Raw genomic sequence first — 13,610 nt, forward strand, 5'->3', positions numbered from 1 at the left:
CCTAATAGCCGTCGTGACGAGGTGTGATGGTCGCCACCGCACCGTAACTATACATGCGTATATATACAGTCGTATGGTGCTCGTCATGAACTGGTTGCTCAAGACCGCGCAGCGCGGCTGGGTGCTGCTGACGGTGGTCGGGGTCGTCACGGTCGGCGGTTTCGTCATCGACCGCTTCCACGGCGTCTTCGGCAGCCAGCACTCCACCGAAACCCGCACGGACAACATCGTTTCGACGATCCCGAAGTACGTGACCTACGAAGTCGACGGACCCTCCGACACCACGGGGATGATCAGCTACGTCGATGAGCGGGCCCAGCCGCAACGGGAGCGCTTCACCTCCCTGCCCTGGACGAAGACCCTCACCACCACGGTCCCGAGCGTCTTCGCCAACCTCGTCGCCCAAGGTGACAGCAGCCGACTGACCTGCCGCATCACGGTCAATGGCGAGCTGCGCGACCACCAGTCGTCCGACGGTGCCTCGGCGACCACGTTCTGCCTGGTGAAGGCGGCATGAGCGGCCAGCACAGCAGCCGGGGCGGCTATCCCCGGCTGATCCGGATCCTGTCGGTGCCGATCATCCTGATCTGGCTGGCAGCCACCGCGGCCACCAACCTGCTGGTGCCCAAACTCGAGGTCGTCGGCGCGAACAACGCCGTGTCGCTTTCCCCGCAGGACGCGCCGTCGGTCATCGCGACCAAGCACATCGGCACCACGTTCGGTGAATTCGATTCCGACAGCGTGCTGATGATCATCATCGAGTCGGATCAGGCACTCGGCGACAACGCACGGCAGTACTACGGCGAGCTGGTGCACCAGCTCGAGCAGGACACCGCACACATCGAGCACGTGCAGGACTTCTGGGGCGACCGCATCACCTCGGCGGGCTCCGAGAGCGAAGACCACAAAGCGGCCTACGTCCAGGTCAACCTGCGCGGTGACCAAGGGTCCACCGAGGGCGTCGAATCCGTCGACGCGGTGCGGCACATCGTCGACCGCAGCCATCCGCCGGCCGGGGTGAGGGCGTTCGTCACCGGCCAGGCCGCTCTCGTCGCCGACACCAACGAGGCCGGCGACAAGAGCATGGTCAAGATGACGGTGGTGACGCTCGTCGTCATCGCGGTGATGCTGCTGGTCGTATACCGCTCCATCGCAACGACATTCATCGCCCTGCTGGTCGTGCTGACCGAGATGAGCATGGCGCGCGGGCTGGTCGCCGTCCTCGGCAACGCCCAATTGATCAGCCTGTCCACGTTCGCCGTGAGTGTGCTGACCGCCCTCGCGATCGCCGCGGGCACCGACTACTGGATCTTCCTGGTCGGCCGCTATCACGAGGCCCGCAACGCCGGCGAGGACCGGGAAACCGCCTACTATTCAACGTTTTCCAGCGTCTACCACGTGATCCTCGGCTCGGGCCTGACCATCGCCGGCGCCATGATGTGCCTGCTGTTCACCCGGCTGAACTACTTCAACACCCTGGCGCTGCCGTGCGCGACCGCGATGGCCGTCATCCTGGTCATGGCGCTGACCTTCGCACCCGCGGTGATGGTCGTCAGCACCCACTTCGGACTACTCGACCCCAAGCGCGCCAACAAGACCCGCGGCTGGCGTCGAGTCGGTACCGCCGTGGTCCGGTGGCCCGGACCCATCCTGGTCGCGGCCACCGCCGCCGCGTTGGTCGGAGTGCTGGCGCTGCCCGGCTACCGCACCAACTACGACAATCGCTTCTACGTACCGAAAGACGTGCCGTCCAACATCGGCTACGCGGCCGCCGAAGAGCACTTCACCTCCGCGCGCATGAACCCGGACATGCTGATGGTCGAGGCCGACCACGACCTGCGGAACTCCCGGGACATGCTGGTGCTGGACCGGATCGCCAAGAACATCTTCCGCGTACCAGGTATCGCCCGGGTGCAGAGCATCACGCGGCCCCTCGGCCCGCCGATGGAACACGGCTCGGTGCCGTTCCAGATCAGCGCGCAGGCCGTCTCGATGAACGAGAACCTGCAGTTCATGAAGGCCCGTCTCGGCGACATCCAGACCATGACCGACCACCTCACCTCGATGATCGGCATCATGCGGCACATGCACGACCTCAGCGTGCAGCTGGCCGATGCCACACATGCCGGAGATGTTGCCGCGCAGGACATGTCGGCCACCACCGCCGAGTTGCGCGACCAGATCGCCGATTTCGACGATTTCTTCCGGCCGCTGCGGAACTACTTCTACTGGGAGCCGCACTGCTTCGACATTCCGGTCTGTCACGCCATGCGCTCGGTGTTCGACGCCACCGACGGCTTCGACCGGCTGGCCGACAACACGAAGGCGCTGTCCGACGCGATGGGCAAGCTCGACGTGGTGACGCCGCAGATCGCTGCCCAGCTGCCACCGCTGATCAGCCTGTCGACCGACGTCCGCAACCTGATGCAGACCATGCGCAGCACGTTTGACGGCATGGTCACCCAGATGGAACGCATGACCGACACCGCCGCGGCGATGGGCCAGACGTTCGACGACGCGAAGAACGACGACATGTTCTACCTACCGCCAGAAGCGTTCAGCAGCCCCGACTTTCAGCGCGGCATGGAGCTGATGCTCTCCCCCGACGGCAAGGCGGCCCGCTTCATCGTCACGCATGATGTGGATCCCGCCACCCTGGAAGGCATTTCGCACGTCGACGCCGAGCTGCAGGCCGCCAAGGAAGCCGTCAAGGGCACGCCGCTGGCCGGTGCGAAGTTCTATCTGGGCGGTACCGCCGCGACCTACAAGGACATCCAGCAGGGCGCGCACTACGACCTGCTGATCGCCGCCCTGGCCGCCATCATCCTGATCTTCGTGGTGATGCTGCTGATCACCAGGGCGCTGGTCGCGTCGATCGTGATCGTCGGCACCGTGGTGCTGTCCCTTGCCGCATCGTTCGGGCTGTCGGTGCTGATCTGGCAGTACTTCCTGGGCATCGAATTGCAGTGGCTGGTGATCGCCATGTCGGTCATCGTGCTGCTGGCCGTCGGCTCCGACTACAACCTGCTGGTGGTGTCCCGCTTCAAGGAAGAGATCGGCGCCGGCCTGCGCACCGGGCTGATCCGCGCCACCGGCGCCACCGGTGGCGTCGTCACCGCCGCCGGCCTGGTGTTCGCGTTCACCATGATCTCGATGATCGCGAGCGATCTACGTTCGGTCGGCCAGATCGGCACCACGATCGGACTCGGTCTGCTGTTCGACACCTTCGTGGTGCGCTCCCTGATCACCCCGTCGATCGCGGCGCTGCTCGGGCGCTGGTTCTGGTGGCCGCTGAAGGTCCGGAGCCGTCCCGCCCGCACCGCGGAAACCGCAAGCACAACACCGGAACTGGAGATGGCATGACACTTCGTCCCTTCACCGATCTGACCACCGTCACCGCGATCGATTCCGGCGTATTCAGCGCCAACATCGACGGCAGGTGGACCATCGGCCCCAAAGTGCACGGGGGCTGCATGATGGCGCTGTGCGCCGCCGCCGCTCGACAGAGTGTTCCCGACGCCGCCGACCTGGCACCGATCGTGCTGAGCGCCAACTACCTCAACGCGCCCGATCCCGGCGAGGTCCAGCTGAGCACCACGATCCGCAAGCGCGGCCGGCAGGTGAACCTGATTGAGGTGGAGCTGTCGCAACGCGGCCGGGTCGCTGTCACATGCTCGGTCACGCTGGGCCGACTCGACGCCAAGCCGCCCCGCCATCAAGTGCCGCTGGACGTGACCGCAATGACGGTCGAGCCACCGGCTGATGCGGTACCGGTGACCGCTGACCATCCGCTCGGGCAGGTCGTCCACGTCGCGCAGGGCTGCGACATGCGTCTGGACGCCGCCACGCCATTCCTCACCGGCGCCGAAGGCGACCCCGTCACCCGGATCTGGTCGCGTCCCTTCGCCTCCGATGAAGCCGATCCGGATGCGGCCCTGCTCTTCGCGCTGATGGCCGGGGACATCACACCGCCGGTCACGATGAACCGCGGCCACTTCGGGTGGACGCCGACGGTCCAGCTGACGACCTACCTGCGCCGCCGGCCCGCACCGGGCTGGCTGCGGGTCATGGCGAGCTCCACCGTCATCGGCGACACCTGGTTCGAGGAAGATCACCTCATCGTCGACGCCAACGGCCAGGTGGTCGTACAAAGTCGCCAAATGGCGATGCTGCCGCTGGGATCCTGATCGTCAGTACGCGGACACCGCGTTGTCTGCGACCCAACGCTTTTCGGCGTCGGAGCCCATCGACGGCGGAATCAAGCCGTTGATCATCCAGAGGTCCTCACTGGTCTCGTCGACGTGGAACTCCCAGTGCGGGTTGTCATGTGCTTCCAGATACGGGCTGAGGATCCCCTTGATCCAGTGTGCAATGCGGTGGCGATGCTGCTTGTCTGCAGCGCGGCGGGCGATGTGGTCGATGACCACCCGCAGCGCCGTGTCGGTCTGCTCACCACCGACATACAGGTCACCCGAACGGGTTTCGTTGAAGATCACGACGACGTAGAACCGCGGCAGCCCGGCCTTCTCGTAGTGATCGGTGATGCTGCGCGCCAGCTCACGCTTGTCCTCGGCGGTGAAGAAGTCCGGCGTGTGATGGATGGTCCACAGCGGCATGCTTGTCAGACCGCCAGCGCGAAGGTCAGGTTCTCCACGGGACCCGACAACGCAGACTTCACGCCCACCGAAACCTCATCGGCAAGGACCTCGACCGCACCCTCTTCCAGTCCGTCGATGATGCGTGTCGCGATGTCCACCGCCGTCGTCTTCGGGCCGGGGATGTCCGCGACCATGTCGGTCTCGATCAGTCCAGCGTGCACGCCGACCACCTGTGTGCCTTGCCCGGCGAGCTCGCCGCGCAGCGAGTTGGTGACCGACCAGATCGCGGCCTTCGAGGCGCCATACGCCGCGCTTCCGGCCACCCAGGACAGCACGGAGTGCATGTTGACCACGGCGCCGCCGCCATTGGCGGCCAGAATCGGGGCGAAGGCTCGAGCCACCCGCAGTGGCCCGAAGACGTTGATGTCGAAGGTCGCCTCGATATCGTCGAAGCCGCCGGTCAGCAGCGAGCCGGGTAGCAGGATGCCCGCGTTGTTGAAGATGATCTCGGCGTCCGGTGCGAGCGCGGCGAACGCGGAAACCGATGCCTCCGAGCGGACTTCGAGTTCAACCGGAACCACCTCGGGGCGTTCGTCGGTGAACGACGACCGGCCCGTCGAATAGACCTTGCGCGCTCCCCTGGCCAGAAGCTCGTCGACGAGTGCGGCGCCAAGTCCCCGCCGTCCGCCGGTCACCACGACCACCTTGCCTGCCACTGCGACCATCTGAAGCTCCCTTGCTGAATAACGATGACGTTACTAAGATGGAAGCACGGATATCTGAGTAACGCAAGCGTTATCCAAAAAGAGAGTGTGATGGAGTTCGAGGAAAGACTGCGCGACCGCCAGTGGTCGATCAAGGACGGCTGCTCGGTGGCCAAACTGCTGGACCTGCTCAGCACCAAGACGGTTTTTCTCGCTGTCCGCGAAAGCCTCTTCGGCACAACGCGATTCGAAGACTTCGTCGAGCGGATCGGAACGTCGGCGCCCGCGGTGTCACGCGCACTCAAACAACTCGAGGCCGCAGAGCTGATGGTGCGGGTGCCCTATCAGGAGCCCGGCAAACGGGCCCGGGACGAATACCGGCTGACCGAGGCCGGCGAAGACCTGCTGCCGGTGTACCTGGCGATGAGCCAGTGGGGCGACAAGCATCTACAGAAGGGCGGCCGCGGTCCGCTGTGCTTCGTCGACCGGGAGTCGGGCAACCGGGTTGGCGTGATCGTGACCGATGATCCAAATGCTGCCACCGTTTCCGCAGGTGACATCGAAATCCGGCTGAATCGGTCGTGAGCTTTGCCCGTTCCGGAATCAGCAACCATCGCGCCACCGTTGGAGATGAAATGATCGCGCACCCCTTCACGGACCTCGTCACCGTCACCGCGGTCGGCGACGGCACCTTCACCGCCACCATCGACCCGGTGTGGACGATCGGCCCGAAGGTACATGGGGGCTGCATGATGGCGGTGTGTGCCGCAGCCGCGCAGCAGGCCATCGGTGCAGAATCCGACCTGGCGCCCGTCGCCGTGACCGCCAACTACCTGAATGCGCCCGACCCCGGCGAGGTGCAGCTGACGACCACTGTCCGCAAGCATGGGCGTCAGGTCGCCCTGGTCGATGTCCAGCTGTCGCAGAACGGCCGGGCGGCGGTCAGCTGTGCAGTCACCCTCGGCCCCCTGGACGCCAAGCCGCCGCGCCACCAGGAATCTCTCGAGGTGTCGTACCTGCCGGTGGAGCCACCCGCGGATGCCGTACCGGTGACCGGTAGCCATCCGGTTGGTTCGATTGTCCACGTGGCGCAGGGGTGCGAGTTCCTGCTCGATGCCGCGACACCGTTCCTCTCCGGAGAGGAGGGCGATCCCGTCAACCGAATGTGGTTGCGGCCCTTCGCCGATGACGAGGCCAATCCCGACACCGCGCTGCTGTTCGCGCTGATGGCAGGCGACATCACTCCCCCGGTCACGATGAATCAGGGGCACTTCGGCTGGGCTCCCACCGTGCAGCTCACCACCTATGTGCGACGGCGGCCGGCGCCGGGCTGGCTGCGGGTGCTGGCCAGTTCGACCGTGGTCGGCCAGACGTGGTTCGAGGAGGACCACGTCATCCTCGACTCCACCGGTGAGGTGGTCGTGCAGAGCCGCCAGCTCGCGATGCTGCCCAAGGGCGTGTAGGCCGGGTTAGGCGCCCAGCTCCACGAGCTGGGCGTCGCCCTGGATCGTCGAGAACTGTTGCCACCACACCCAATCGGTGATCGCGGCCCGCAGGTCGGCCGCATAGGGCGCGGTGTAGGCGCGGTACAGCGCCGCCGACTCCTGCAGGCGTCCGTAGGCGGCCAGCTTCTCCAGGTGCGCCGTGCGGTAGGTCTCGCCCGTCGTCTGCATCAGCGGACGGATCGATTCCATCCACGCCTTGCCGATGGCCGCGGGGTCCGGCGGGACCAGTTGAACGGGCTGCGGCGGCAACGCTTCATGCAGCTGCGCGTCCGGCCACTCGGCGAGCTTCGCGGCGGCCTCGGGCGCGATGACCTCCAAGCGGGTGCGACCCTTCATCAGGCCGTCCGTCGGAATATCCTCGGGCGGAATGACTTTCGTCTGCAGACTGCCGGCGAACGGCTGCACTTCCTGCTGGGTGCCGATGACCACCTTGAGCGTCTTCTCATGGAAAGTGCACCACGCCTGCAGGGCAACAAACGGCTCGCGGACCCACCGGCCGCGCTGGCCGGCCGGGATGCGCTCGTCAGCGCTGACGAAGATCACCTGCGACGGTAGGCACATGCCGTCCGGAATGAACGACACCCCATAGGAATTCGCGGCGATGATCTCGCCGTCGGTCGTCACGCCGACCGCCCACACGAAGTTCCAGGCCATTGGCGGGACCGACGGTGGTGCGTGCAACGCCGCCGCGATTCGCTCGGCGAACTGCACGTCCGCGTCACCCGCAGACTTGCGTACGAGACCGGCCCGCGCCGCGGCAGCCATCGCGTCGCGCTCCGCGCGTGCCGCCGTGACCGGGATCGGCGCCGCGGCAGCGGCGTTCTGCTGCTGGTTGGTCGACATCGGCGCGACACCCGGACCACCCGGGCCGCCCGCACCTGCGCCGGGTTGAGCGACCGGCGCGGCCGGTGACGGCGTCGGCGCCGGGCCCAGCGGGGCGGCCGGTGCGGCACCGGCCGGTGTGCCGGTCGGTGCGGCGGCACTTGCCGCGCCCGCCGCCTGGGTCACCGGCGCGGCACCCGCGCCGCCGGTGCCTGTCGCCGCGCCACTGGCAGCGGCCGGGGTGCCCGACGCCGCGCCCGTCTGGGTAGCGGGTTCGGGCGTCGCGAGCGATGCGGCAGTCGCTGCTGCGCCCAACGGCTGCGTTGGCAGTTGGCCGAACGGGTTCTTGGGCGTCTGCGGGCCTTGGCCCTGACCCTGTTGGCTGGCTTGTTGTCCTGTGCCTTGCTGGCCGGCTCCTTGCTGCCCCGACCCCGGGCCGCCTGGAGTTCCTGACGGGCTGCCTGCGGCTGCACTGGAGGCAGACGACGTCGAGGGTGAACCGGTCGACGTTGTCGCCGGGGGCGTCGGACGCGATCCCGGTGACCCCATTGCCGCGTTGATGCCACCGCCGGGCGGAGGCGCAACTACCTGGCCATTTCCCGACTCAGTGACGACGGGTTTACCGGGCTGCGGTGCATGATTCTGGGCGGCACTATCGATCGACCCACCGCCGGCGCCAGGCGCCGGATTCTTATCCACAACAGGCTTAGCGCCTGGTGCCGGCGCAGTGTTTTGCCCCGCACTATCAACCGAGCCACCACCACCAATGCCACCAGACCCGGGCGAGCCGCCGGGCAACCCCGATGCTGGCGGCTCGCCAGAGATTCCAGGGGCCTGGGGTTTCGGAGGCGGAGGCGGCATTAGTCCGTTCGCACCAGGCGTACTCGGCGGAATGCCCAACTCTTGCGCGAGCCCTGTCGCGCAAGCCGCCACCGCGGCAGTGTTTTCCTTGCGGCCATTAGCGATCGTGCTCTGAATCAGCGCCGCAAAATCCCTAGCCGCCTTGAAAAAGGCGTCCCCTTTTTCAAAATCCTTCGATAGATAGGCCGAATACCCCGCCGCCAGCATCCGGAAGCACACCTCCTTGAACGTCCGGCAGAGGTGCTCGATAATCTCGGCGTTCTTGTTTACCGCATGCTTCGTCTGAACCACCGCAGACTCAGCGCGATACACCTTTCGTGCCGCCGCGTATACAGCAGCACACGCGTCGCTGTAAGAACCAAGAACACCGCTAGCCGCAGCCAACGCAAGCCGGCCAGCCTCCCCCTGCCAGTCAGCTAACTCCATCCGCTGGTGCGCGTGATGTGGAATCACCTCGCCGTCGACGCGATCCCCCAGCGCCATGAGTTGCTCAGCTATGTGATTAAGCACAGTTTCATCGACGTCTGGAAACGCAGGACCCTCGACCGTCAACGGACCGAACTCACCGGGGTGGAAGGGCGGAATCGCCATTGCTTATCGCCTTTGATCGCATCGATCGTCAGCCGCAGAATCATTCTGGGTGACGACATCAATTCCGTTTACGACAATCTGCACTAGATCGATGTCCGCCATGCGACCACTACTCCTCATCGTGCGGAGGATTTGCAGGCTCCCGCCAGGATGCCGGGTGCGTACTGACCGGCTAAATACACATATTGGTCGTTTGGCTGATAGGTCGGCAACGACTGAATAAACGTACGCCGATAGTGCACACCCAAAAGCATGAAATCCCGAACGACTGCATTCGAACTTCTTTGCGCCAGATTCTCCAATGCATCAGCGGTCGAGGTCATCACGGGAGTAACTATGTCGGTTAGGGATTGCCGCTCCGGCGGCCAGTTACCTACCGCAATGCTCGGATCATTCTTTATCCATTCCATAAAACTCGGGTTAGTCAGCAGCTGGTCCAACGTGGGGCTCAGATCAGCGCACACGGTGTCAGGTGTGTCGAACATCCGTCGCGGATTGGAGATATCGCCTATCGGCGCGATCGATGTCGGCGATGCAGGAACACTGACCAACGATGCACGAGCCGCCGCAGAACCGAAGGAAATAGCGGCGCAGATATTCGTAATGACGTTACCGGCCGTGGACGCTGTCCGCGCCAAGCCATCGTCGGCTGATGTGTAAGCAGGAAGACTGTCCGCGTACGCCCGGAAATATGCAATAGACTGCTCATAAAGTTCACGCATCACCCGATGGGGTGTCATCTTGGCCAGAGGCACTATCTGATCGGCAGTCTTTCGCATCGCCTTGCCGACGGTCTCGTACTGGGCACGAACCTCAGGCGTCCACGATGAGGCCGGAATGGACGGATCCCGCGTCAGCCAACCCTTGCCTTCGATATCAGCGAGCGTGTTAGTAATCGGAGTCCACGGCGCACACGATGGATCCTCCGTGATGATCCCAACCGGGCCTTTGTCGTTCGCGCTCGCGACGTCCGACTGCGCAGCCGAAGTCTCGGTGCCACTACCTTTGCTGTCACCATTGTTCTTCGTGCACGACACTGCGACTACCGCCGTTATCGCGATCACCGCAACCAGCGACACCGCTCCGATGGCCCACTTGGCGGCGCCGCCCTTCTTCGGCGGAACCGGAGCCGGCCACGGCTGCTGCGGACCCCACTGCCCACCCGGTCCCGGCTGGCCCGGCCAGCCACCCGGCTGCTGCGGCGGGGGCGCGCCCCACGTCGGCGGTTGCGTCACAGATCGCCCTCCCTCAGAAACTCACAACGCAAAACAGTCAAGACCGAAAATTACACATCGACCGCAGGATTTGCGGCGTGGCGCCCCGACCGCGGCGCAGGAGTGGAAGGCGGAACCGGTACTGAGGGGCCGCTGGTCGGCCCGGCGGCAGCGTGCTTCTTGTCGGCCTCACGGTCCTTCTTTTCCTCGGGCTTCTCGTCCCGCTTCTCCTCGCGGGCCTTCTCGTCGCCCGGCTTGCGATCCTCCGGCTTGAGCTGTTGACCAGCGGCACCACCGACTCCCCCGGCACCTGCGTCTCCCGGCTTGGCCCCGTCTTTACCGGCCTGGCCAGCCAGCTGCTGGACCTGCTGCCCGATCTGCTGGGCCGCCTGCATCGCGGTCTGCGGAACCGATCCGAGCGCCTGCATGGCCTGGGCGGGGGCCTGGAAGGCCTGCATCGCCATGCCCATCATCTGGCCGAACTGGCCCATTCCACCGTCAGCGCCACCGCCAGCCTTGCCGGCGGCGGACGCAGGATTGAGGCTCTCGCTGGCCTTCTGGATCGCTTGACCGCCCGCTTCGTCCCCACTCTGGTACGCAGCCTTCGCCGACGAGACCTTGCCTGCGAAAGCGTGATCTTCCGCCTGCGCGGCCGCAACCTTTGCATTCGCGCCGTCGACTAGCCCTGGGATATATGACGAAAGCATCAAGCTGACCGGGTCAGCGCCCGCGGGGATATTCGCACTCTCTGCCGGCTTCACCGTGCCGGCCGACCACGACATCGTCTCGAGATCGATACTCAAATGCTCGCTCAACGCGTCCACCCCCACTTCTGGACAGTCCCGCATCTGAGATTACCCGCACCACCAACCCCAGTCCTGCACCAATCTTGTGCAGCGCCGAGTACGAGTTTGCTCAAGTCACGAGCGACAGCGGAAAAGCGCGCTAGGCGGCCGAAGTCACGCGGTAGACGTCGTACACACCTTCGACGTTGCGCACCACGTTCAGCACGTGACCGAGGTGCTTCGGGTCGCCCATTTCAAAAGTGAAGCGGCTGATCGCAACTCGATCATTGGACGTGGTCACCGACGCCGACAGGATGTTGACCTTCTCGTCGGCCAGCACCCGGGTGACGTCGGACAGCAGACGGTGACGGTCCAATGCCTCGACCTGAATGGCCACCAGGAACACCGACGACGGCGACGGCGCCCACTTCACGTCGATGATGCGCTCGGCCTGCTGCTGCAGCGACGCGGCGTTGGTGCAGTCGGTCCGGTGCACGCTGACGCCACCGCCGCGGGTCACGAAACCCATGATGTTGTCGCCCGGCACCGGCGTGCAGCACTTGGCAAGCTTGCACAGCACCCCGGGCGCACCCGGAACCGCCACGCCCACATCGTCATTCGTACGGCGGCGCACCGGCATGGTGGCCGGCGTCGACCGTTCGGCGATCTCGTCGGCAGCGTCGTCGTCACCACCGAGCGTGGCCACCAGTCGCTGCACGACGTGCCGCGCCGAGACATGTCCTTCACCGACGGCGGTGTACAGCGCCGACACGTCCGCGTAGCGCAGTTCGCGCGCGAGTGCGGCCATCAGTTCGGCGTTCATCAACCGCTGCAACGGCATTCCGCCGCGGCGCACCTCGCGGGCGATCGCGTCCTTGCCGGTTTCCAGCGCCTCTTCACGCCGTTCCTTGGCGAACCACTGCCGAATCTTGGCCTTGGCCCGCGGCGACACCACGAACGTCTGCCAGTCGCGCGACGGCCCGGCGTTCTGCGCTTTCGAGGTGAAAACCTCCACCACTTCACCGTTTTCGAGCTTGCGCTCGAGCGCCACCAGGCGGCCGTTGACGCGGGCGCCGATGCAGCGATGCCCGACCTCGGTGTGCACCGCGTACGCGAAGTCGACGGGCGTGGAGCCGGCCGGCAGCGTGATCACGTCACCCTTGGGCGTGAACACGAAGATCTCCTGCACGGCAAGGTCGTACCGCAGCGACTCGAGGAACTCGCCGGGGTCGGCGGCCTCACGCTGCCAGTCGAGCAGCTGGCGCATCCACGCCATATCGTCGATCTCGGTGGCGTGACCGCCCGCCGGTAACCCGTTGCGGCCCTTGGCTTCCTTGTACCGCCAGTGCGCGGCGATGCCGTACTCCGCGGTGCGGTGCATGTCGATGGTGCGGATCTGCACCTCCAGCGGCTTGCCCTCCGGGCCGACGACCGTCGTGTGCAGCGACTGGTAGACGCCGAACCGCGGCTGGGCGATGTAGTCCTTGAACCGCCCGGCCATCGGCTGCCACAGCGAGTGCACGACGCCGACGGCGGCGTAACAGTCCCGGATTTCGTCGCACAGGATGCGGACGCCGACCAGGTCGTGGATGTCGTCGAAGTCGCGGCCTTTGACGATCATCTTCTGGTAGATGGACCAGTAGTGCTTGGGCCGGCCTTCGACCGTCGCGTTGATCTTCATGGCGAGCAGCGAATTGGCGATCTCGGCGCGCACTTTGGCCAGATAGGTGTCGCGCGACGGCGCCCGGTCGGCGACCAGGCGCACGATCTCCTCGTACCGCTTGGGGTGCAGGATCGCGAAGGACAGGTCCTCCAGCTCCCATTTGACGGTGGCCATACCGAGCCGATGGGCAAGCGGCGCAATCACTTCGAGCGTCTCGCGGGCCTTGCGGGCCTGCTTCTCCGGCGGCAGGAACCGCATGGTGCGCATGTTGTGCAGCCGGTCGGCGACCTTGATCACCAGCACGCGGGGATCGCGCGCCATGGCGATGATCATCTTGCGGATGGTCTCGGCCTCGGCCGCCGAGCCCAGCACCACCTTGTCCAGTTTGGTGACGCCGTCGACCAGGTGGCCGACCTCGGTGCCGAACTCGGCGGTGAGCGCCTCGAGCGTGTAGCCCGTGTCCTCGACGGTGTCGTGCAGCAGCGCGGCGACGAGCGTCGTGGTGTCCATGCCGAGCTCGGCGAGGATGTTGGCGACGGCCAGCGGATGGGTGATGTACGGATCACCGGACTTGCGCAGCTGCGGCGCGTGCCGCTCCTCGGCGATCTCATAGGCGCGCTGCAGGATCGCCAGGTCGGCCTTGGGGTAGTACTCGCGGTGCACCGCGACCAACGGCTCGAGGACGGGGTTGACCAGGCTGCGCTGCGCGGTCATGCGGCGGGCGAGCCGGGCACGGACACGGCGGGACGCGCTGACGGTGCCCTTGGCCGCTTCCAGTGACGCCGCCTGCGGCGGCTCGGGCGGCGCCGACTGGACCTGCGTCACCTTGTCGTCAGCCAACGCCGCACACCTCCTACACCTGGTTTG

Annotated in this window: 12 protein-coding genes; 6 read left to right on the top strand and 6 right to left on the bottom strand. The window is 65.8% G+C overall.

Translation table 11 applies throughout. The annotated features are described in order from the left end of the window. Positions 1 to 85 precede the first annotated feature (85 nt). The 3 genes from H289_RS0115650 to H289_RS0115660 are packed head-to-tail and all read left to right on the top strand — an operon-like array spanning position 86 to position 4,187. On the top strand, positions 86 to 517 hold the full coding sequence (locus H289_RS0115650) for an MmpS family transport accessory protein (RefSeq protein WP_029105298.1): 432 nt from the start codon (positions 86 to 88) through the stop codon (positions 515 to 517). Next, entirely contained in the window at positions 514 to 3,363 is a 2,850-nt protein-coding gene (locus H289_RS0115655) for an MMPL/RND family transporter (protein ID WP_020101749.1), read from the top strand. Before H289_RS0115650 ends, H289_RS0115655 begins: the two co-directional genes overlap by 4 nt. After that, complete coding sequence (locus H289_RS0115660) at positions 3,360 to 4,187, top strand: thioesterase family protein (protein WP_020101750.1); 828 nt, start codon at positions 3,360 to 3,362, stop codon at positions 4,185 to 4,187. Before H289_RS0115655 ends, H289_RS0115660 begins: the two co-directional genes overlap by 4 nt. Before the next feature lie 3 nt (positions 4,188 to 4,190). On the opposite strand, the gene H289_RS0115665 is transcribed toward H289_RS0115660, so the two are convergent. Both H289_RS0115665 and H289_RS0115670 read right to left on the bottom strand, forming a co-directional pair. Then, positions 4,191 to 4,616, bottom strand: coding sequence for a tautomerase family protein (locus H289_RS0115665; RefSeq protein ID WP_020101751.1), 426 nt, complete (start codon positions 4,614 to 4,616; stop codon positions 4,191 to 4,193). Positions 4,617 to 4,621: 5 nt separating this feature from the next. After that, on the bottom strand, positions 4,622 to 5,323 hold the full coding sequence (locus tag H289_RS0115670; RefSeq protein ID WP_020101752.1) for an SDR family oxidoreductase: 702 nt from the start codon (positions 5,321 to 5,323) through the stop codon (positions 4,622 to 4,624). A 90-nt stretch (positions 5,324 to 5,413) separates the two neighbouring features. Between H289_RS0115670 and H289_RS0115675 the strand changes: the two genes are divergently transcribed. Beyond that, entirely contained in the window at positions 5,414 to 5,887 is a 474-nt protein-coding gene (locus H289_RS0115675) for a winged helix-turn-helix transcriptional regulator (RefSeq protein ID WP_020101753.1), read from the top strand. 50 nt (positions 5,888 to 5,937) lie between these two features. Beyond that, positions 5,938 to 6,765, top strand: a complete 828-nt coding sequence (locus H289_RS0115680) for a thioesterase family protein (RefSeq protein ID WP_029105299.1) — start codon at positions 5,938 to 5,940, stop codon at positions 6,763 to 6,765. Positions 6,766 to 6,771: 6 nt separating this feature from the next. On the opposite strand, the gene H289_RS0115685 is transcribed toward H289_RS0115680, so the two are convergent. Continuing rightward, complete coding sequence (locus tag H289_RS0115685) at positions 6,772 to 7,944, bottom strand: EspK C-terminal domain-containing protein (protein ID WP_020101755.1); 1,173 nt, start codon at positions 7,942 to 7,944, stop codon at positions 6,772 to 6,774. A gap of 978 nt (positions 7,945 to 8,922) precedes the next feature. Between H289_RS0115685 and H289_RS0115690 the strand changes: the two genes are divergently transcribed. Next, positions 8,923 to 9,168 carry a hypothetical protein gene (locus H289_RS0115690; protein WP_020101756.1) on the top strand — a complete coding sequence of 82 codons (246 nt, stop codon included), beginning with the start codon at positions 8,923 to 8,925 and terminating at the stop codon, positions 9,166 to 9,168. A 29-nt stretch (positions 9,169 to 9,197) separates the two neighbouring features. Here H289_RS0115690 and H289_RS33040 read toward each other — a convergent pair whose 3' ends face one another. The 3 genes from H289_RS33040 to H289_RS0115700 all read right to left on the bottom strand — a co-directional run bounded on the left by H289_RS33040 (position 9,198) and on the right by H289_RS0115700 (position 13,583). Then, the gene (locus H289_RS33040) at positions 9,198 to 10,316 is read right to left on the bottom strand and encodes an ESX-1 system-associated protein (RefSeq protein ID WP_155944142.1); all 1,119 of its coding nucleotides are present in this window, start codon (positions 10,314 to 10,316) and stop codon (positions 9,198 to 9,200) included. Positions 10,317 to 10,366: 50 nt separating this feature from the next. Further along, a complete protein-coding gene (locus tag H289_RS31875) occupies positions 10,367 to 11,119 on the bottom strand; it encodes a hypothetical protein (protein WP_155944143.1) in 753 nt (250 codons plus the stop codon). Between the two features lie 121 nt (positions 11,120 to 11,240). Beyond that, entirely contained in the window at positions 11,241 to 13,583 is a 2,343-nt protein-coding gene (locus tag H289_RS0115700) for a RelA/SpoT family protein (RefSeq protein WP_020101758.1), read from the bottom strand. Between the last annotated feature and the right edge of the window lie 27 nt (positions 13,584 to 13,610).

The sequence above is a fragment of the Mycobacterium sp. 360MFTsu5.1 genome (genome assembly GCF_000383495.1).
GTDB classification, from domain to species: domain Bacteria; phylum Actinomycetota; class Actinomycetes; order Mycobacteriales; family Mycobacteriaceae; genus Mycobacterium; species Mycobacterium mucogenicum_B.